This window comes from Candidatus Hydrogenedentota bacterium (assembly GCA_035450225.1).
GTDB lineage: Bacteria > Hydrogenedentota > Hydrogenedentia > Hydrogenedentales > SLHB01 > DSVR01.
This window is the reverse complement of record DAOTMJ010000001.1, coordinates 222,219-242,377: the sequence shown is the minus strand read 5'-3', so window position 1 is coordinate 242,377 and position 20,159 is coordinate 222,219. Positions and strand designations below refer to the sequence as shown.

The 20,159-nt window shown below is 60.7% G+C and carries 11 protein-coding genes; 6 read left to right on the top strand and 5 right to left on the bottom strand.

Translation table 11 applies throughout. The annotated features are described in order from the left end of the window. Positions 1 to 4 precede the first annotated feature (4 nt). Together P5540_00915 and recJ are read right to left on the bottom strand one after the other, a co-directional pair. The gene (locus tag P5540_00915) at positions 5 to 457 is read right to left on the bottom strand and encodes a hypothetical protein (GenBank protein ID HRT63359.1); all 453 of its coding nucleotides are present in this window, start codon (positions 455 to 457) and stop codon (positions 5 to 7) included. Then, positions 454 to 2,898: a single-stranded-DNA-specific exonuclease RecJ gene (gene recJ / locus P5540_00910; protein ID HRT63358.1), complete on the bottom strand. Its 2,445-nt coding sequence runs from the start codon at positions 2,896 to 2,898 to the stop codon at positions 454 to 456. The genes P5540_00915 and recJ overlap by 4 nt, the downstream gene beginning before the upstream one ends. 304 nt (positions 2,899 to 3,202) lie before the next feature. Here recJ and P5540_00905 point away from each other — a divergent pair, with 304 nt between their 5' ends. The 5 genes from P5540_00905 (at position 3,203) to P5540_00885 (ending at position 15,813) form a co-directional block, all read left to right on the top strand. Continuing rightward, a complete protein-coding gene (locus P5540_00905) occupies positions 3,203 to 10,249 on the top strand; it encodes an IPT/TIG domain-containing protein (protein HRT63357.1) in 7,047 nt (2,348 codons plus the stop codon). A gap of 82 nt (positions 10,250 to 10,331) precedes the next feature. Further along, a complete protein-coding gene (locus P5540_00900) occupies positions 10,332 to 11,318 on the top strand; it encodes a substrate-binding domain-containing protein (GenBank protein ID HRT63356.1) in 987 nt (328 codons plus the stop codon). A gap of 37 nt (positions 11,319 to 11,355) precedes the next feature. Beyond that, a complete protein-coding gene (locus P5540_00895; GenBank protein ID HRT63355.1) occupies positions 11,356 to 12,876 on the top strand; it encodes a hypothetical protein in 1,521 nt (506 codons plus the stop codon). A 253-nt stretch (positions 12,877 to 13,129) separates the two neighbouring features. Then, the gene (locus P5540_00890) at positions 13,130 to 14,713 is read left to right on the top strand and encodes an alkaline phosphatase family protein (GenBank protein HRT63354.1); all 1,584 of its coding nucleotides are present in this window, start codon (positions 13,130 to 13,132) and stop codon (positions 14,711 to 14,713) included. Beyond that, positions 14,710 to 15,813, top strand: a complete 1,104-nt coding sequence (locus P5540_00885) for a glycosyltransferase family 4 protein (protein ID HRT63353.1) — start codon at positions 14,710 to 14,712, stop codon at positions 15,811 to 15,813. The genes P5540_00890 and P5540_00885 overlap by 4 nt, the downstream gene beginning before the upstream one ends. A 292-nt stretch (positions 15,814 to 16,105) precedes the next feature. Here P5540_00885 and P5540_00880 read toward each other — a convergent pair whose 3' ends face one another. The 3 genes from P5540_00880 to P5540_00870 are packed head-to-tail and all read right to left on the bottom strand — an operon-like array spanning position 16,106 to position 18,516. Next, positions 16,106 to 17,098 carry a carbohydrate ABC transporter permease gene (locus P5540_00880; protein HRT63352.1) on the bottom strand — a complete coding sequence of 331 codons (993 nt, stop codon included), beginning with the start codon at positions 17,096 to 17,098 and terminating at the stop codon, positions 16,106 to 16,108. Positions 17,099 to 17,106: 8 nt separating this feature from the next. Continuing rightward, positions 17,107 to 17,799 (bottom strand): lipid-A-disaccharide synthase N-terminal domain-containing protein, encoded by a 693-nt coding sequence (locus tag P5540_00875; GenBank protein ID HRT63351.1) that lies wholly within the window; start codon positions 17,797 to 17,799, stop codon positions 17,107 to 17,109. Beyond that, positions 17,800 to 18,516, bottom strand: coding sequence for a glycosyltransferase family 2 protein (locus P5540_00870; GenBank protein HRT63350.1), 717 nt, complete (start codon positions 18,514 to 18,516; stop codon positions 17,800 to 17,802). Positions 18,517 to 18,699: 183 nt separating this feature from the next. On the opposite strand from P5540_00870, the gene P5540_00865 reads away from it, so the two are divergent. Next, on the top strand, positions 18,700 to 20,142 hold the full coding sequence (locus P5540_00865) for a radical SAM protein (protein HRT63349.1): 1,443 nt from the start codon (positions 18,700 to 18,702) through the stop codon (positions 20,140 to 20,142). Positions 20,143 to 20,159: the final 17 nt, after the last annotated feature.

Sequence of the window (20,159 nt, the reverse complement as noted above, 5' to 3'; positions counted from 1 at the left end):
GTATTCACCGTCTTTCGTCCCTGTCGTCGTTGTGCAGATCGTCCAGCGAGAAATCCTGGAACCGGGGCCGCGTGGCCCAACGGAAGAACATTGTGAGCAGGGCCATGGCCGAACCCAGTATCGCGCAGACAAATCCTCCCACATACGCGCCCACGGCAAACGATCCCGATCGCAGTTCGAGGCCTAAACCAATGCCACAAAGCCCCATCAGGGCTAGAAGCAGTCCCGTTAACACAAGGTCCTGCCGCGAATAGGTCTTGTAACGCGCGGAGGCCTCCGACACGGCCGTTTCCATGCGCCGGGGCGACGCGAGCAGATCCGGTTCGCGTTCGAGACGTTTCAATACCGCCATCCGCACCCGGTACTTTATCCAGATGACGCCGATGGCCCGCGTGAGCGCATACAACGCCAAGGCGGCCACCAGTAACCATGGAAGCAGCAGCAATATCGGATTCATGCGCGCACCTCGCCCGATGGAATGCCGGAATCCCCGGCCACCCGCACGTCCTTGAGCGTCAGCTGAACGGTGGTTTCATCCCGGAAGGTATTGAATCCGGCGACAAAGGCGACATCCAGCAGTGGGGCGTTTGCGTACGCGCGCAACGATTCCGCCATGCCAAAACCGACTGCACGCAACATTGCCGGCCCTTGCTGGAGCATGATTCGGGCATGTCCATTGCGCATGACCGCATAGGAATTAGGCAAGGGCCGCACGCCGTATGTACAGAACAGCGGGGCGGGATTGCCGTGGCCGAACGGTTCAAGCCGGTTTAGTTCGGCGATGATCCGGGGGGTCAATTCGGAAAAGGAAACAATCGAGTCAATACCCAACGCCGGAACGCCGCCGTTCTCGTCTGTCGCAACTGGAGTCTGTGCGGCAAAGGCCTCACGAAAAGCCGGAAAAGAGGCCTCCTTGATCGTGAATCCGGCGGCTGCGGCATGTCCGCCGAACCGGACTATGTGATCCTTGCAGCCTTCCAGCGCCTTCATGAGATCCAGTCCCGGGATGCTTCGGGCCGAGGCGCGTCCGATCCCGTCCTCATCAATTGCGATCAGGGCTATCGGACGATGATACGCCGAAAGCAAGCGCGCGGCCACGACGCCGATTACGCCCTGGTGCCATCCGCGCCGGGCCAGCGCGATGCCGTGTCCAGGAACACCTTCGGCTTCGATGGCCGCGGCGGCCTCCTCGAACACGCACTGTTCGATGCGTTTCCGCTCGTTGTTGGCCGCGTCGAGATCGCGCGCAATCGTCAGGGCTTCCCGCGGATCGTCCGTCAATAGGAGCCGCAAGGGCAGATCCCCCGTACCGAGCCGACCCGCCGCATTGATGCGCGGCGCCAGTTGAAACGTGATCTTTTCCGCCACGATTTCGTTGAGGGACACTTTTGAAACGGCCGCCAGTTGCGCCAAGCCAGCGCGGGGCTTTCGTCCCATTCTTTTGAGGCCCACTGCGGCCAATATCCGGTTTTCGCCCACCAGCGGCATGATGTCCGCGATTGTGCCTAAAGCCGCGAGATCGATCTCGTGGTCTTCCCCTGTCAGCGCGCGGGCCAGATGGAACGCAACGGCCGCTCCACAGGCGCCGGACATGGGATGGCCCGGATCTTCGCGCTTGGGATTGACCACCGCGCAGGCATGTGGCGGTTCGCCTTCCGGTTGATGATGGTCCGTCACGATCAGGTCAATACCGGCCAGCCGCGCCGCTTCCGCTGCGTCGCGCGCGTTGATGCCGTTGTCTACGGTTACAATCAATCGCACCCCGTCCGCGCGCGCCGCCTCGACGTGTTCGGGGGCGATGCCGTAGCCTTCAATCAGGCGGCTGGGCAGCGCGTAGGAACAATTCGCAAGCCCGAAACGTTTCAGGGCAAGGTACAGCAGCGCCGTGCCGGCAATGCCGTCCACGTCATAGTCGCCGAACAGTAAAACGCGCTCGCCACGCGCCCGTGCCTGCCGTAGCCGATCGACCGCGCGATCCATGTCCGTCAGCGATAACGGATCGGACAGCCTGTCCATCGAAGGCGACAGAAAAGCCCGCGCGGCGTCCGGATCGCCAATCCCGCGCGAGGCAAGCAAATGCGCCACAATGCGCGGCACGCCGAGCGCCCTGCATAACGAGGAAACCGTCTTGGTGTCGGCTTCGAGCACTTTCCATGGACGCGCGGAGATTGGAGATTTGGAATCTGCGCAAAGGGCGCCGGAGTCTGGGGCATGGGCACTGCGATTCGTTCTTGATTTGACCAAAGCGACGATTTTTTCAACCACTTCGTCTATCGTCAAGTTCGTGGTGTCGAGATACACGGCGTCGTCCGCGCGACGCAGGGGGGATACCGCGCGGGTCATGGCCTGTTCGTCCCGAATCCGAATCTCCTCGCGAAGTTCGGCCTCATTGACCGGAAGGCCTTTCTGGCGCAATTCGGCGGCCCGGCGCCGCGTGCGCGCTTCGATCGAGGCATCCAGGTAGATCTTGCACCGGGCATCCGGAAACACGACAGTGCCCATGTCGCGCCCCTCGGCCACCGTCGGCTGTTTTGCGCCAAAAGCCCGCTGCAACGCGACCAACGGCGCGCGCACATCGGCGTTCTGGTCCAACTTGCAGACCATCCGCGTAATGTCCGGCGTCCGAATCGCCTCCGTCACGTCGCATCCGTCCACCCAAATACGTTGAATGCCCTCGACGACCGGCATTTCAAGCCGCATGGCCCGCGTTGAAGCGGCCGTGGCCGATGGATCGTCCAAATCCACGCCGTGATGAAGCGCGCGCCATGTCGCGGCCCGGTACATCGCGCCGGTATCGAGAAAGGCGTATCCCAACGCGGCGGCCGTCCGGCGGGCCACCGTGCTTTTCCCCGCTCCAGCGGGACCGTCTATCGCCACAATGTCGTGTATCGCCGCCATGAGTGAAAAACTTTCCTCTCCCGCCGGTCATCGTACCATGCGGACGGCCATGAACCCAAAAAAAATCGAAATAGATGTTGCACAATTTCGGATGCCTGAGTATACTTATGTGGGAAGTGTGGAGGAAATCTTCAATCGGTACAGTGCCGCTGGGTGTGGGGTTATTTTACGCTAATTCTTGTACAGGCGTTCTTATCGGTTTTTTTATTGTTATAGGCGGGTAATGCTGGGCAATCGGTCCCAAGGAGCGCATCCAAGGGACAGTCTGAACACGTTGAAGCGCATGGCTGCGAGGAGAACGCCAATGGTGCGTCAAGGTTTGTTGTTGTTGGTCATCGTTGCATCGGTATCGTTTCCCCTTACGGCGGCATCGCAGGTAACATTCCAGTACATCGAACCCGCGGCGGGTCCCGAAACAGGCGGCACGCCGGTCCGGGTATACGGCACGGGGTTGACTTCATCCAATGTACAACTGATCGCGTTTGGATCTTCCGACGCATTGTGTCTCTCGTCGTTCCTGCCGTTTACTGTCACCATAACGAATCCCGCGACAGGCGCGGGCTATATTTCGTGCACATCGCCGGCCAAACCGGGCTGCCTCGCCGGCAAGGTGGCATCCTTCGGAGCGATGATATCCGGAATCCCTGACCCCGTCGGTCTATATGATTGCTTCACCTATCTTGGACCCAATGAGCCCTTCATCCAATCCGTTTCCCCGGCGGAAGGCCATATCTCCGGCTGTCTGGGCGTAATCATCTATGGTCAAAACTTCAATACGGGCACCGTTCAGGTGAAGTTCGGCGAAACCTTTGCAGACGTTTTTACCTTATCTCAAACCCAATTGGGCTGCAGGACGCCCGCCGTTGCCACGGAAGGGTACTATGATGTCACCGTACTCAATTCCGAAGCCAATTCGGCCACGTTGGCCAGCGGGTTTCACTATATGGCGGGATTGTGGGTTTCCTCCGTCGAACCCGCCGTTTTTTCCGTGGATCGAACAACTACCATCCGTATTGAGGGGGGCGGTTTTACGGAAACCGGCACGACGCGCGTGCTATTCGGGACCCAGGAAGCCGCCAACGTCGTGGTTCACGTGGCCCCGTGTACGGTGGATTATATTGAATGCACGCTTCCGGCCTCGTCCATCGAGGAAACCGTGGACGTGACGGTCATCAATCCGGACAGTTCGCAAGCCACGCTCCCCGGCGCTTTTACCTACGACGCCGAGCCGCACCTCACCATTATAAGCCCCGTCGCGGGTTCCGCCTATTTCCCGCCCCTCGTGACGATTCAGGGAACGAACTTCGACGACACGGGCACGACGCGCGTGCTGTTCGGCGGGGAAGACGCCACGGAAGTGGTCGTTGTGAATGCCGGTTACGGGGGCCTGTCCGTTGTCTGTCGGCCGCCGGTGCGCCAGACTTCCGCCTATCTCGACGTGACGGTCATCAATCCCAACGGACATTCCGACACCCTTTCGGGGGTATATCATGTGGTGACCACGCCTGTTCTTTTGGGAGTCTCGCCGCAATTCGCCACCATGCAGGGTGGAAATGAAATGACTATCACCGGAACGAACTTCGCGCCAACGGGAACCGTCCAAGTCCTGTTCGGCGGCGTGCCGGGAACGGATGTCGCCGTAAATTCGACCGGCACGCAAATCACCTGCATCGTGCCTCCGAGCGGTGTCCCTTCCACTGTATCGGTACAAGTCGTCAATCCCGACGGAACGGGAAGTGTCGAATCGGTCAATCTCGTTTACGAAGATCTGCCAAAGCCCACCGGCATCAGCCGCGCGACGGGTTCCACGAAGGGCGGAACGCCCATCACGATAACCGGCACGGATTTTTGCACGGTAATCGGCAAGACAACGACCGTCCTTTTCGGCAACACGCCGGCCAACGACGTCATCGTCGCTCACTCCGCGCAAATCACCTGTTTCACGCCGCCGCACGAGCCGGGCACGGTGGATGTCGTCGTGCGGAGTCCTGGCGGAACGCGCGGCGTGCTGGCAAATGCGTACACCTATCGGGAACCAACGGGAGGCCAGTACGGCATGGGTGCACTGGGGCGTTTGGGACAGCAGTACACGACGATGGCCCTGAGCGGACATTATGCGCTGCTCGGCTGCGGTCCCGAAATGCTGATTGTGGACGTGGCCAATCCCGCCAATCCCGTTCTTGCCGGCCGCTGGACGTGCCCGTTCAGCCCCGACCCTCCGCGATCGGGAATCGTCTACGACATTTGGGTGGACGGCGCGACGGTCTATCTCGCGACCGGCCAGACCGGCTTGCAGATCCTCAATATCTCCGATCCGGCCCATCCGGAAAAAATCGGCGAATACCAGACGACACAGGAGTTGCGGACCTGCGCGCTCGTGGGAACCGCCCATGTTTATGTCGCCGACGAAACCACCGAAGAAGGCAATTTCCTGGACGTCGTTTCCGTTTCCAATCCGCTGAATCCCGTTCGGGCGACGCGTATTCCCATCACGCCGGCGAGCAGAAGCCTCCGATTTTTCCGTGGATTGGGAAATACCTATGCCGGACTCGGCCTGTTCTTTGAGACATCCTCGCCAACCGCGCCGAACATTCAGCCAGGCCTTCCCGTCGGCGCCGGCGCCGCGGATACTACCTACGTCTATATCGCCGCAAGTGGACAACCCCATGTAATGGCAATGGATAGCGGCATGAATATCGTCGGTGGGTTTTCGATGTCATATGAGGTCCGCGATCTGTCCGTGGACGGCAATCGCGTCGCCGCCGTCTCGCAGGGCGACGGATTCTGGCTGTTGGAAAATCCGCCGATCTTTACGCCGATAGGCTTGTATTCCGATTTGAAATATCCGCTGCGGGTTGCGTTGCAGGGGCGCTACGCCTATGTATTGGACACCTATCGCGGCCTGGTGGTCCTGGACCTCGAAGCCACGCCGGGCACGCCCGTCAAGATCGGCGGTTATGGTCTGGCCTTCGACGCCTTTGGATGCGCCGCCGCCGGCAACATCGTATACGTCGCCGACAATACCAGCGGCCTGCGCATCGTGGACATGACCGATCCGGCCAACCCCGCGGTTCTCTCCACGCTGCCCACCGCGCTGGGCAGTAGTCCGACATATAATGCATTAATGAATGATTCGATCCAGCTTGGCGCCCTCGGCGTTTGCGTATACGGCAAATATGTGCTGGTGGCCAACATCTCGGGCCTGCTCGTCGTGGATGTCGAAAATCCGGCCAATCCCGTTCTGGTGGGTGAGACCGGCTCTCTTGGTGAAGCGCCGGTCCGCGTGGCCGTTCAGGGAACCTACGCCTACGTCGCCGCGCTCAACGGTCTTCACGTCATTGACCTGTCGAATCCGGCGCAACCGGTCCGCGTGGGCGGAATAAGCGGCCTTTTCTTCGCGGATATCTGCCTGTCGGGAAACATTGCCTGCATATTTGAATTTAACAGAATAGGCATTTATGACATTTCGAATCCGCGAAGTCCGAATTTACTGGCCAGTTGGCCCGTTGTCAGTGCGCTTCCCGACGGCATCGCACTCAAAAGCCGCACGCTGTACGTCGTAGCCGACGATTTCTTCCAGGTCATAGACCTCACCAACCCGGCGGCGCCGGAATTGATGGGACGTTTTGCCTTCAACGGCAACATCGGCAGCCTGTGCATACTCGGCAATTACGTGTTTGCGCCGCAATCGCGCGGCGTTGCGCTGGTGGACGTGAGCGATCCGTCCGCCCCGTATGTCGCCGGAACCTATACGACCCAACGGGGCATCATCCAACTGGCCGCCGGGAAGCACGTGTACGCGGTCGAGGGAAACGGCGGCCTTTACGCGATCGCGTTGAGCCCTCCCGCGCCGACGTTGAACCCCGTGCCGCCCTTCATTCATTCATTCAGTTCAAGCCGTCCCACGCCCGGGATTCTGACCGTTGCGGGCACGACGGTGGCCGGTTCCTTCGTGACCATTGGCGGCGGCCGCTATCCGGTTTTCCAGCAACTCGACCCCGACAGCGGCCAATTCTCAATCCCCGTGCCGCTCAAGCGCGACGCGGCCAACGAGTTGAGCGTGACGACGATGGACGAAAACGGCCTTGTCAGCATGCCCGCGCGCCGGCGTGTGGTGGACGGGCCGGAGTATCCCGCCGTGTCGGCGCAGGTTTCTAGCCTTGCCGTGACGCCGGCGACGGCGGCGGTGCCCGTGAACGGCGTCGCCAATTTCGCCTGCACGGCGCGTTTCACGACCAACACGACGGCCACGGTGACGCAATTCGTGAACTGGAGCGCGAGCAACGGTGAATTGATCACGCCGGGCGGCCTCTATATCAACAGCGAACAGGGTCTTGCGCAGGTGTACGCGTCGCTGGGGAGCGTCATGAGCAACGTCGCGGCCGTGACGGACGCCGGCAAGATCGACAAGGCGCGGCAGGGGTTTCTCGTGGGACGCGTGTCGGACGTGTTTTCGGGGCTGGGACTAAAGCCGCCCAACACGAAAATACGCGCGTTTGTGCCGTATTCGCCGATTGCGTTGGCGGAGCGCGCGCCGTGGGACGATTCCGGCAACTATTCGTTCCTGTTGAACGAGGGCGATTACGACGAACAGGCGACCTCGCCGGGATACCGCGGCCTGACCATCCGCGCCGGCGATCTGACGCTGACGAACAAATGGGGCCTGCCGCCGGGCCACGTCAGCGCGTATCTGGCGCTCGAACAGAATTTCGCGCTGCGCCGGCAGGACGAAACCCCGCCGCTGGTGACGTTCATCGAACCGATCCACGGGATGATGCTGCATTCGCTCCGGGCGCCCGTCACGGCCATTGTGCAGGACGCCTATTCGCTGTTGTCCGAGGCGATCCTGACCGTCAACGGCATCGAAGTGAACATCAAGCCGTCCATTTCGGAACAGGGCTTCTATCGTGCCGTGTGGCCGGTGGTCGAGGGTGTGAATACGTTCACGCTTCGCGCGCGGGACACCGAGGGCAACCAAGCGCAGGCGTCCGCGACGATTACCGTCGAATGGATTCCGGTGCGAATTCTGTCCGCCGAAGCCCTGTCGCCCACGCGCGTCAAGGTAACTTTTTCGGGCGCGGTGGGCCAGGACGCGCTAAACGCCGGATCGTACCGGATTGCGGACGGATCGTTTCCCGTGACCGGTGTAACGCGGCTGGGCGACGCGCAGGTCCTGCTTGAAGTCGCCGGATTGCCAAGCGCCGTGGAACTGTTCGTCTATGCGAGCGGAATTTTGGATAGTTTCGGCAATCCCATACAGGTCGGCACGCAGAGTACGCCGAACATCGCCCCGTTTACCTCCTACGATCTTTCATACGACGGCGACGCGGATGGATTGGCCAATTCGGTTGAAACCAACACGGGGATTTATGTCGGGCCGTCGAACACGGGCACGAATCCGTCCAATCCGGACACCGACGGCGACGGCATGCCCGATGGATGGGAAGTGGCCAACAACCTGAATCCGTTGATTAGCAACGGCACGGCCGACGCGGACAACGACGGATTGACGAACGCGGCCGAAAACCTCCATCACACCAATCCAAACGTCAAAGACACGGACGGCGACGGCCTCGAGGACGGCGCGGAGATTTCCGCCGGCACGGATCCGAATAATCCAGACACCGATGGCGACGGCATGCCCGACGGGTATGAATCGGACCACGGCCTCAATCCGCTGGACCATGGATCGGGCAATTATGCCCACGGCGCCAAGGGCGATTTCGACGGCGACGGCCTTGCCAATCTGATCGAAATGATGCGCGGAACGAATCCGGCCAACAAGGACACCGACGGCGACGGATTGAGCGACGGCGACGAGCACAATGTCTTCGGCACGGACCCGCTTTCGGCCGACACCGACGGCGACAGTCTGCCGGACGGTTACGAAGTCGCGCAGGGAAGCGATCCGCTCGTGGACAGCCGCGCGCGGGTTCGCGTGGCGTATCCGCCGCAGGGTGCGATGGTGCGGGGCAATCACGTGAGCCTTGTCGCGGAAGTCTCGGCGGGCGATCCGGCCTCCATCGCAAGCACGCGATTCGAAGTCAAGCCGGTGTCCGGTTCGACATGGACCCTGCTGGAAACGGTGTCCGGGTGGCCGACCGTCGCGCATTGGAACGCCGACGCCGCCGGCTCGGGCGAATACCAACTGCGCGCCATCGCCACGACGAAACAAGGCTTGACGGACGTCTCCCCCGCCGTTGCGTCCGTGGCGGTATCTGAAACCGCGCCCTATGCCGAGTCGCAGGACGGCAACGTGCAAACCCTGGCCGCGCCGGTATATGCGGCGGTGGAGACGACCCTGTCGGCGTCGAGCGTGGACGGGATAATTTCGGTGATCGCAACACTTCCGGCGGGCGCTTTGTCGTCCGATACATCGCTTCAGATTCGCCTGTTGTCGCCGGACGCGTTTGCGCCGGTCTTGTCCGGACGCGAATTTGCGACGGGCATCTACATCGAACTGACGCTTCAAAACGGGCAGCATGCGCTGTTGAACGGCCAGGTCGCAACCCTTGTGATACGTTACCCCGACGCGGATCGCGACGGTATCGTGGACGGCACGACCGTTCGGGAAGAGGATCTTGTCCTGAAATGGCTGAATACGGCGGAAAATCGCTTCGAGGAAATACAGGATTCCACCCTCGATACGCGCGCCAACACCGTCACGGGCGTTACGGATCACCTGAGCGTGTTCGGGCCGGTCGGTGTCGTGCCGCTGGCGCCGGTATCGATCATGACGCCGCAAACCCTGCCTACGGCATGGGTCGGTTCGCCGTATTCCGTGAACCTCTCGGCCGTGGGCGGCGAGCCGCCTTACACATGGTCGCTGACGACGGGCGCGCTTCCGCCGGGACTGCAACTGCTGGACGGGATCATTTCCGGCATTCCGACGTCCGCCGGCAGTTTCGGATTCGGCCTGCGCGCCTCCGATTCGCAGGATCCCACGTGGTCCAGCACGCGAATGGCCTCGATTCAGGCCGTCGAAACGGACACGGACACGGACGGTGACGGCATTCCGAACGCGGTCGAGACCGAGGAAGACAGCGACGGCGACGGCATCCCGAATTACCTTGATCTCGACAGCGACGACGACGAAATACCGGACAGCGTCGAGGGGATCGCGGACGGGGACGGCGACGACATCCCGAATTACCTCGACCTCGACAGCGACGGGGACGGCTATCCCGACGCGGTCGAGTCGGCGGCGGGATCCGATCCCTATGACTCAGCCAGCGTCCCTATGGCAGCGCCGCTGCATTTCGCGGTATTATTGGCGCTCCTGTTGATGGTTGCCGGTGCGATCCTGAACCGGGCGGCCTCCATGGGAAAACGGTTCGGCGGCAATACGTAACGCCGATTTTCCAATCGGCATTTTCGTCGTCGTCGTTCATGTTCCTTTGGTCCCTTGAATATTCGAGAAGGAGCGATTCGCGATGAAAAAAGTGTGTGCGGCACTCTTGTTGGCCGGGTTGCTGGTCTGCGCGGCGGGCGCGCAGGACGCCAGAGGCAATCTCAAAATAGGCGTCATGCCGAAACTGATCGGCATAGATTTCTTCAATGCGTGCGAGGTCGGCGCGAGGAAGGCCGCCGGGGAACTGGGCGTGACGGTTGACTTTGACGGGCCGGTCACGAGCGACGTGACGCTCCAGGCGCAAATGCTCGAAACGTGGATCGCGAAGAAGTACGACGCCATCGCCATCGCGCCCAACGACAAGGCCGCCATCGCGCCCGTGCTGCAAAAGGCGCGCAAACGCGGCATCAAGGTTATTGCGTGGGACGCGGACGCGGCGGAAAGCGCGCGCGACTTTTTTGTGAACCAATGCTCGGCGGAGAGCGTCGCGAAGTCGCTGATGGATCTCATGGCGCAGGGGGCGGGATCAGACGCGAAGTACATCATCGTCACGGGTACGCTCACGGCGGACAATCAAAACCGGTGGATGGCCGAAATGGAGAAATACCGCCAAAAGGTTTACCCGAACATGAAAAACTTGTCTGAAACTCCAAAAGCGCCGGGCGAGGATCAGGCCATGGCCACGCAGGTCACGGCGGATTGTCTCAAGGCCTACCCGGACCTGAAGGGCATCTTCGCGATTACATCCGTGGCGCTGCCAGGCGCGGCGGAGGCGTTGCGCAAGTCCGGCATGGCCGACAAGGTCTTCCTGACGGGCCTGGCCACGCCGAAAATGATGCGGGACTACGTCAACGACGGCACGGTAAAACGCTTCGTCTTGTGGAATCCCGTGGACCTCGGTTATCTGGCCGTTTACGCCGCCGTGGCGACGGCCAAGGGCGAATTGAAGCCCGGCGCGACCACGTTCAACGCCGGGCATCTTGCCGATGTCAAGGTCAATGGAAGCGAAATTCTCCTTGGAGATCCCATCGTTTTCGACAAGGAAAACATCGCCCGTTTCGATTTCTGATTGCCGAACGGAAAAAATCAGCGTGGAGGACACGATCATGCTTTCGTTCATCCTGCTGGGACTTGCGTTGAACGCGGCGGAATCCCCCGGCCTCATCATCAACGAGGATGACAGCCATTTCTTCGGGAGCCGGACGGCGGACCAGATGACCCGCGAGGGACTGATCGCGTTCGTGGACCAATATGCCGGCACGAAAGTATCGCACTTGTTTCTGTGTCCCAATGCGATGAAGGCGAGTTTCGCGAGCAAGGTTTTCGACCCGATCTGGCATGTTGACGGACGGGAAATACCCGACAACGAGCCGTTCGCGCGCAGGTGGATCGAGAACGCGCGGCTGCTCGACGAGCGCGGACTCGACCCGTATGCCATTTGGATTGCCCGGTGCCGCGAGAAGGGCATCTCGCCATGGCTGTCCATGCGGATGAACGACGTCCACAACGTTGACAACGTCAACAGCTACATCCATGGTTCGTTTTGGGTGGAACATCCCGAGTATTGGCGCGTGCCCGGCAGCACGGGCAGTTGGGTGGATCGCGCGTTCGACTATGCAATACCCGAAGTCCGCGATCATCATATGCGATTCATCCGCGAATTGCTGGATCGCTACGATCCGGACGGGTTAGAACTCGACTGGATGCGTTTCGGTTATCACTTCAAGCCGGGGCATGAAGCGGAAGGCCGCGAAATTCTGAACCGGTTCATGCGCGATGTGCGCGATCTCACGATGCGGCGCGCGGCGGATCTCGGCCATCCCATACGGTTGGGCGCGCGCGTGCCGGCGCATCCCGACGCCGCGCGCGGACTCGGCATGGACGGCGAGACATGGGTCCGCGAGGGTTTGATTGACCTGCTCGTGCCCACACCGTTCTGGGCGACGACGGATTTCGACATTCCGGTTGAATTGTGGCGCGATCGGCTGGGCGGGGATGCGCGGAACATCGTGCTGGCGCCCGGCGGCGAGATCCTCGTGCGGCCGCATCCCGGCGGGAAGGCCATCGAGAACGACATCGAATCCGCGCGAGGTTTTGCGGCGGGCGCATGGCATCGCGGCGCGGATCAAATCTATCTCTTCAACTACATGGATCCCGCCCCGATGGTCGGCGGCCCGGAGGCGTACCGGACGTTGTTGAACGAGGGGCTTGGAAAAGAGGCCGTGGCGAAAAGGCCGCGGCGGCATGTCGTAACCTATCGCGACACCGTGCCGCCGGGTATGTCGAATGGCGCGCAACTGCCCCGCAAAGCGTCGGAGACGCCGTCATTCCGCATATATACCGGGCCGGTTCCCGAAAAAGGCCGCGTCACGTTCCTCGTGGGGCTTGCGCCGCTGGAAGGCGCAGCGGATATCCGGTTCGATGCGACGATCAACGATATTGCGTGTGCGGCCATGCCCGATCTTGAATCGCTCGATAAGTATCCCGGTGTTGTGCGCATGCTGCAATTCGATTGTCCGCTGTCGGCGATGAAACCGGGCTATAATACGGCCGCCGTGAAGTTGACGGCCGGTTCCGGCGGCGCGCAACTGGAATGGGCGGAGATCCGGATTGTGCCGGAAATGTGAGTCAAGACGGGTATCCGAATTTATCGGTCTCGTGCTCGTAATTGAAGTCTGTCGGTTGAATTACGAGTTGTCATGAGATCTCGTGTCTCCCCCGTGGGGGATGAAAACGAGTTCTCTAGAATAATCGAGCAAGCGATTGAAGATGTTCGTAAATCCATGTTTCGATTACGATTACGCGCACGAGCACGAGCACGAACAGAGTGGCGGCCAGATGCATTTTCGGGATAATACGAGCACGGATACGAAAGATGACGTGCGACGTTTTCTTCTCATCGGGTTGGACGGCATGGAACCCACGCTCGCCGAGCAGTGGATGACGGAGGGCCGTTTGCCGAACTTGGCCCGCCTGCGCGATCGCGGGACATATCTCCGCTTGGCCAGCACGATCCCCCCTGCCACGTTGCCGGCATGGACCTCATGCGTGACGGGCGTGAATCCTGGGCGGCACGGCATTTTCGATTTCACGGAGATGGTGCGCGGGCAATACGCCATCCGTTTCGTGAACGGCCGCGACCGCCGATCGCCCGCCCTGTGGAACATCCTGTCGGCGCTAGGCAAGCGCGTTGGCGTGCTCGGCGTGCCCGGCGCCTACCCGCCGGAGATTGTGAACGGTTTCATGGTATCCGGTTTCGATTCGCCCGTGTGCACCGGCATAGACCGTTCCTTCGTGTATCCGCCGGAATTATATCCCGAAGTGCGCGAATGGCCTTTCGCGGACATTCAGGAAACGGACATCCGCCCCGGATGGCACGACCGTGCGCTCCCGTGCCTGATGCGCGGCATTGAAACGAAGGAACGCATCGCGTGCAATCTGCTTTGCCGCGAACCGTGGGACTTTTTCATGGTCGTCTTCGGCGAATCGGACACCGTTGCGCACCACTTCTGGATGTTTCACGACGAACAATCGCCCCGGCATCGGACTGGGCACGAAGACGCCATTCGACGCGTCTACGAACGCCTCGACGCCGCCGTCGGCGCATTGATGGACGCGGCGGACGGGATGGCCGTCGGCGTCGTGTCCGATCACGGTTTCGGCGGCGCAGGAACCGGCGTGGCGCATCTCAACAACTGGCTCGCCGAACAAGGTTATCTCGCATTGGCCGGTTCGGATCGGGCCTTGATGAAAAAAGCCGCATTGTCCTTTGTGCCGGATCGCTGGCGTGGCGCGCTGTTTCGACGCTTTCCGGCGATGAGCGCGAAAGCCGAAAGCCGCTCCCGGTTCGCGGGGATAGATTGGAACCGCACGCGTGCATGGTCCGAGGAACTGAACTATTTTCCGTCGATCCGCGTCAACCTGCAGGGCCGAGAACCGGCGGGACAAGTGCCCGCTGAGGGTTATGACGCCTTCCTCGATGAACTGTGCGCACGACTGGAAACGTGGCCGGTCGTGAAGAAGGCGTGGCGGCGCGAAGCGGTCTACCACGGGCCGCATCTCGACCACGCGCCCGATATTCTCCTCGAATTGAATCTCGAAAACGGTTACTCGCACTCGTGCCTGCGCGCTCGGGGAGGTCCATCCTTCCGGCGATTGGCGCCCGGCGAGTACCTCGGCGGCAAGGAACGCGGCATGAACGGAAACCACCGTCCGGAAGGCGTGTTTTTCCTTTCAATTCCGGCAAACGCTGGAGCCGCCCAGATACTGGATGTTGCGCCCACGGTGCTGGCCCTGATGGGCGTGCCGCGCCCCGATATGGACGGCGTGTCGTTGATTGAAGCGGAAGAAACCATTCAACCGATTGCGCCGGCGGGAACAGACGGCGTTGCGTCCGGGGCCTATTCGCCCGAACAGGCGCGGCAGGTCGAGGATCGCCTGCGCGCGCTGGGGTACTTCGAGTGAGCCTGCGCATTGCCATGCTCGGCGCGTGCCCGTATCCGGCGCCGCAGGGATCCCAAGTCTTGCTCAAAAATACAGCCCTCGTCGCCGAATCGCTCGGCCACGAAGTCCATGTCGTGGTTTATGGCTATGGCATTGGCCCCGACGAGAGCGGGTTGACGATCCATCGCGCGGCGCCGATACCGGGCGCTCGACGCATCGCGGCGGGGCCGTCCCCGATGAAGCCGCTTCTTGATCTTGCCTTGCTGCTGAAATTGCGCGAGGTCATTCGCCGCCATCGGATTGATTTCATCCATGCGCACAATTACGAGGCGTTGATCGTCGCGCTTGCGGCGCACGCCTGTCCGGTCGTCTATCATGCGCATAACGTCATGCAGGATGAATTGCCGCATTTTCTATACGGCGGCCGAGTCGTTGGCGCATGGTTGGACCGTACATTCCCGCTGCGGGCCGACCGCGTCATCGCATTGCACGAACGCCTTGCGCAATGCCTGATTGCCAACGGCTGCGCGCCGGAACGCGTTGCTGTGATTCCGCCTTCAATCGAACCGGACGCCTTTCTTGCGGATGCGCCTCAGGAGACGCGGCCGCTTGTACTGTATGCCGGCAATCTCGACCGGTACCAGAATCTCCCGCTTCTTCTGCGCGCCATGTCTCTCGTCAGGCAAACGATGCCGGACGCACGGCTTGTGATTGCGTCCGCGCAGCGCGGTCGTCGTCCCGGCGCCGAAATGCTTCACACGCCCGATTTTGCCTCGCTGAAAAGCATCCTTGCGCGCGATTGCGTTGTGGCGTGTCCGCGCGTCTCATGGAGCGGCTACCCCATCAAACTGCTCAATTGCATGGCCGCCGGCAAGGCCGTCGTCGCGTGCCGGAGCGCCGCGCCGCCTGTCGTGCACGAGGAAAACGGACTCCTCGTGCCCGACAACGACGTCGGCGCGTTCGCCGAAGCGCTGCTTCGTCTGCTTCGGGATGCGGATTTGCGCGCGCGGCTAGGCGGCAACGCCCGCGAAACGATCCGGCTCCATCACGAGCCGCGACTCATCGCCTCTCAAATCGAAACCGTGTACCAGATGGTCTCAACAAAAGGCCTTCCAAGATAAATTCATGCGGAGAAACTTCTACTCACGATGAACGAAAGTTTCCCCGAATCCCTTCAAGATAAGCGTATTTTTTAGTCCGGTTGCAAATTCACCGGGTTCCCCCATTCGCGTGAAAGAGGATGCCGGTTGCATTGTGGCGAAAGATGTGGACGCAATTCCGAAAAGACGTCTTAAACCTTCTATTTTCTGGAGGTTGAAGACAAATTTCGATTGATACCGTCTTGCGTGTAAAAATGAACGGTCTGGCGCGGAAAGAATGGACAAGGGCGTCCCCTCTCCCCCATTCCGCGCGTCAGCCCTTCAATCCCGTCAGCGTTATTCCCTGGATAAACGTCTTCTGCGTCAGAAAGAAGATAATCACGATGGGGATGGTAATGACGGTTGACATGGCCATGAGGGGGCCCCAGAGGCTCGCGTGCTGGCTTTGGAACTGCTGGAGCGCGATGGCCAGCGTATATTGCCGGTCGTCTTGCAAGTAGACGAGCGGGTTCAGGAAATCGCCCCACTCGAACAGGAACGTGAACAGGGCGGTCGTGGCAAGCGCGGGTTTGGACAAGGGCAGGATGATGCGCCAGAAAATCCCGAATTCGTTGCAACCGTCAATGCGCGCCGCCGCGCTCAAATCCTGCGGGATGCCCATGAAGAACTGCCGCAAGAGGAATATGTAGAACGGCACGCCGAAAAACGCCGGCACGATCAGCGGCGCGAAAGTGCCGACCCAGCCGAGTTTGCCGTATACGACGAACAGCGGGATCAGCGTCACCTGGTACGGCAGCATCATCGTGGCGAGGACGCCCACAAAGGCGATCTCGCGGCCTTTCCAGGGAATCCGCGCGAAACTGTACGCGACAAGCGAGCACGACAACACAATGCCGATCATGCAGAAAACGCAGATGAACAGCGTGTTGCGCAGGTTGAGGAAAAAGTCCATTTTCCGGAACGCATCCGCGTAGTTTTGCCAATGAAGTCCCACCTGCTGGCGCACTTCGAATTCTTCCGGCCACAGGGCCTGCTGCCGCCCCCCGATTTCGATACGATGGCGTCCGGACTCGTCGCGCCCCAGATCCACGCCGGGCGCGCCGTTCACCATGACCAGCGGACGTCCCTGCGCGTCCTGCATATCCGTGGTGGGAATCCATTGCGGCGGCTGCCCCGGTTTCGGAAAGATGCGGCTCTCGGCCTTGAGCGAGGTGGACACCATCCACGCGAACGGCGCGATAAACAGGATGGAGGCCGTTATCAGCGCCGCATGGGCTTTCCAATGAATCGCGCGCCTGTGTGCCATGGCCGGGGTTACTCGCCGGCGCTTGCCGCCGCTTCCGGATGCCGGTGGATAAACCACAAATTTCGCGCATAGATAAAGATGGAGGCCATCATCCCGAAACCATTGACCCAGTCGCCGCGTTGCGCGAACGCGCTCGACTGCAACAGGGCCGCGGCGAGGCTGAGATGCCAGAACACGGGGGGCACGGTGCTCTTGCGCTTGTATTCGGTGACGGCCCATTGGACCAGGAAACGCGAAAAGAAAAGCGCCTGCCCGACACCCCACACGCCCAGCCAGAACCAGTTTCGTGCGGCCTGCGCCGGTTCGATGCTCTGGTTGACATGGTATTCCTTGAGCCACGTCCATGCCATGAAACCCGTCGTCACGACCACGATGCTCCCGGCCGCCGCGTGTGTCGCGAAGTTCAACGCGGCCGTCAGCCGGCCCTTCTCGCGCCAGATATGCACGAGGTTGCGCGCGTACACGACGATGTTGAAACATTGTCCGAAAGCCGCGCCGGGACTTCGGATCACGACGCTGTAAATGAAAATCATGACCGATCCGACGCTGCTCATGTACCAGAACGCGATCGGAATCACACTGCGTTTCTTCATCTCGGACGCGAGCCACTGCACGTAGAAGCGCCCGTAAAAAACGACCGCCCCGGCCGTCCCGAACACCGTCCAGAACAGACCGGGCGTCACTGTGTGCTCGGCGGCCATCTACTCCTCCCCCTCGACTCGGAACGCCACATACCGCCGCTTGAGCCATGCCACGCCGATTAGATCGTAGATCCCGCGCCACAGCCGGTTGCCGATACCGTATTTCGACACACCGTGAATGCGCGGATGATGCGTGACTTCGCATTCTACAATCGAAAAGCCCGCCGTGCGCATCAGCACCGCGAAGAAGCGGTGGATGCCGTTGAACGGAACGACATGTTCGACGCATTTCCGCCGAAATCCCTTCGATCCGCAGCCCGCGTCGCGAACGCCATCCTTGAGCAGGCCGTCCCGTACCTTGTTGGCCACGCGGCTCGACAACTTGCGCACCCAAGTGTCGTTGCGCTTGGCGCGATAGCCGAAGACGCAGTCGTGCGTCTTCAGCAATTCGAGCATCTTCGGGAAATCACACGGGTCGTTCTGCAAATCGCCGTCGAGGATGAACACATATTCGCCCTTGGCGCGGCGCATCCCGGCCACGAGCGCCGCCGATTGCCCGCTGTTGCGGACCAGATGGACCGGGCGAATTCGCGGATCCGCCGCATGCTGCCGGTCTATTTCCGCTCGCGTTCCGTCATTGCTGCCGTCATTGACGAACAGGCACTCGTAGTCGTACTCCGCCGATCCGGCAAACACCGCGGCAATCCGCTCCGCCAACGGCGCCACGTTCTCTTCCTCGTTGTAAAAAGGAACCACTACCGACACCAGTGTCTTCATGGAAAAGCCCTCGGTTTTTGCTTTTGGCAAATAGTATAAAGCATCCATGGCACGAAATGCCTAACTTGCACGGCGCCTCTCCGAAAATTCGCTTTGCCGGCATTGCGTGGGGTATAAACCGGGCAAAGCCGTCCGGTATTGAATTAGGAGCCGCAACGCCGCCGGCAATGACGCAGGATTGCCATGACTGGACGTCGAATCGCATTTGTCGTGGGCCGGATCGGCGCGGTGGAAACGCAGGCCATCCCCCTGTTGTCGGCGATTGTGCGCCGGCGCGGCCACGAGGCCATTCTGGTTGCCTGGCACGGCCGCCGGCGCCGCGCCATCGGGGAATTGCGGCGCTTTGCCCCCGATGTAATCGCCTATTCCATCGCATCGAACCAGACCGGCGAGTACTTGGCCATCAACCGGGAACTCAAGCGGCGCCTGTCGTTCTTCGCGCTGTTTGGCGGCCCGCATGTGACCTTTGGCAAGGGAATCCTTGAGGACGGCGGCGTGGACGGCGCCTGCCGCGGCGAAGGCGACACGGCGCTGCCGGATTTTCTGGACCGTTTCGGCACGGATGCCATGTACGAGACCAGCAACTTTGCGTTCCATACGCCGGATGGCTTTCGGTGCAATCCACCGGCCCATCTGGTGGAAGATCTCGACACGCTCCCCTTTCCCGACCGGGATCTGGTATTCGGTCGCAGCCCGTTTCTCGCCCAAAATCCCGTAAAAGGATTTATGGCGGGACGCGGCTGCCCCTACAACTGCGCGTATTGCTTCAATCACGCGTTCCACGCCTTATACAAGGGCAAGGGCCGGATTTTACGCACAAAAAGCGTTTCGTATCTCATCGAGGAAATTCAAGGCGTTCGCAATCGTTATCCGATGGCTTTTATTCGGTTCTACGACGATCTTTTTGGAGCCGATCCGGAATGGCTCGAAGAATTCGCGCAGCGTTTCCCGAAAGAAATCGGATTGCCGTTTTCCGCCAATGCGCGCCCGAATATCGTTACCGGCGAGTACGCCCAACGCCTCAAGCGCGCCGGTTGTTTCTCGGTGTTCACGGCCGTCGAATGCGGAAATGAACGCCTGCGCAACGACGTTCTGGATCGCCATATTTCCAACCAGGAAATCCTCGATTCCTGCGACCGTTTCAGGCAGGCCGGCATCCGGATTGTTTCCCTCAACATGCTCGGTGTGCCCGGCGAAACGGAAGACGACATCCGGGAAACCATGGCGCTCAATCGCACAATGGGCGCGGATTTCGCCGATGCCAGCATTTTTCAGCCGTACCCCGGCACGCGCGCGGAACGCTATTGCCGCGAAAGGGGACTGCTCGACGAAAACCACCGCCAATTCGAAAGCACCTATGTGGCGTCGGCGCTGAACATTTCTCCCGAAATGCGCCAGCGGATCTTCATGCTGCACAAATTTTTCGGAATGACGGTCCGCCGGCCCTGGTTGTGGCCGGTCGTGAACCGCCTGCCGAAGAACCCTTTGTTCAATCCCCTGTGGACCGTTTTGTACCGCCTCCACTACGCATTTTCACTGCATCGCAACGCCTACAATTCGGTCATCCCCTTCCGTGTTCGCCTGCGGGGCGCCTATGACATCATCTTTTCACGGAACAGAATATAGCGGCCAAAACAAAAGTA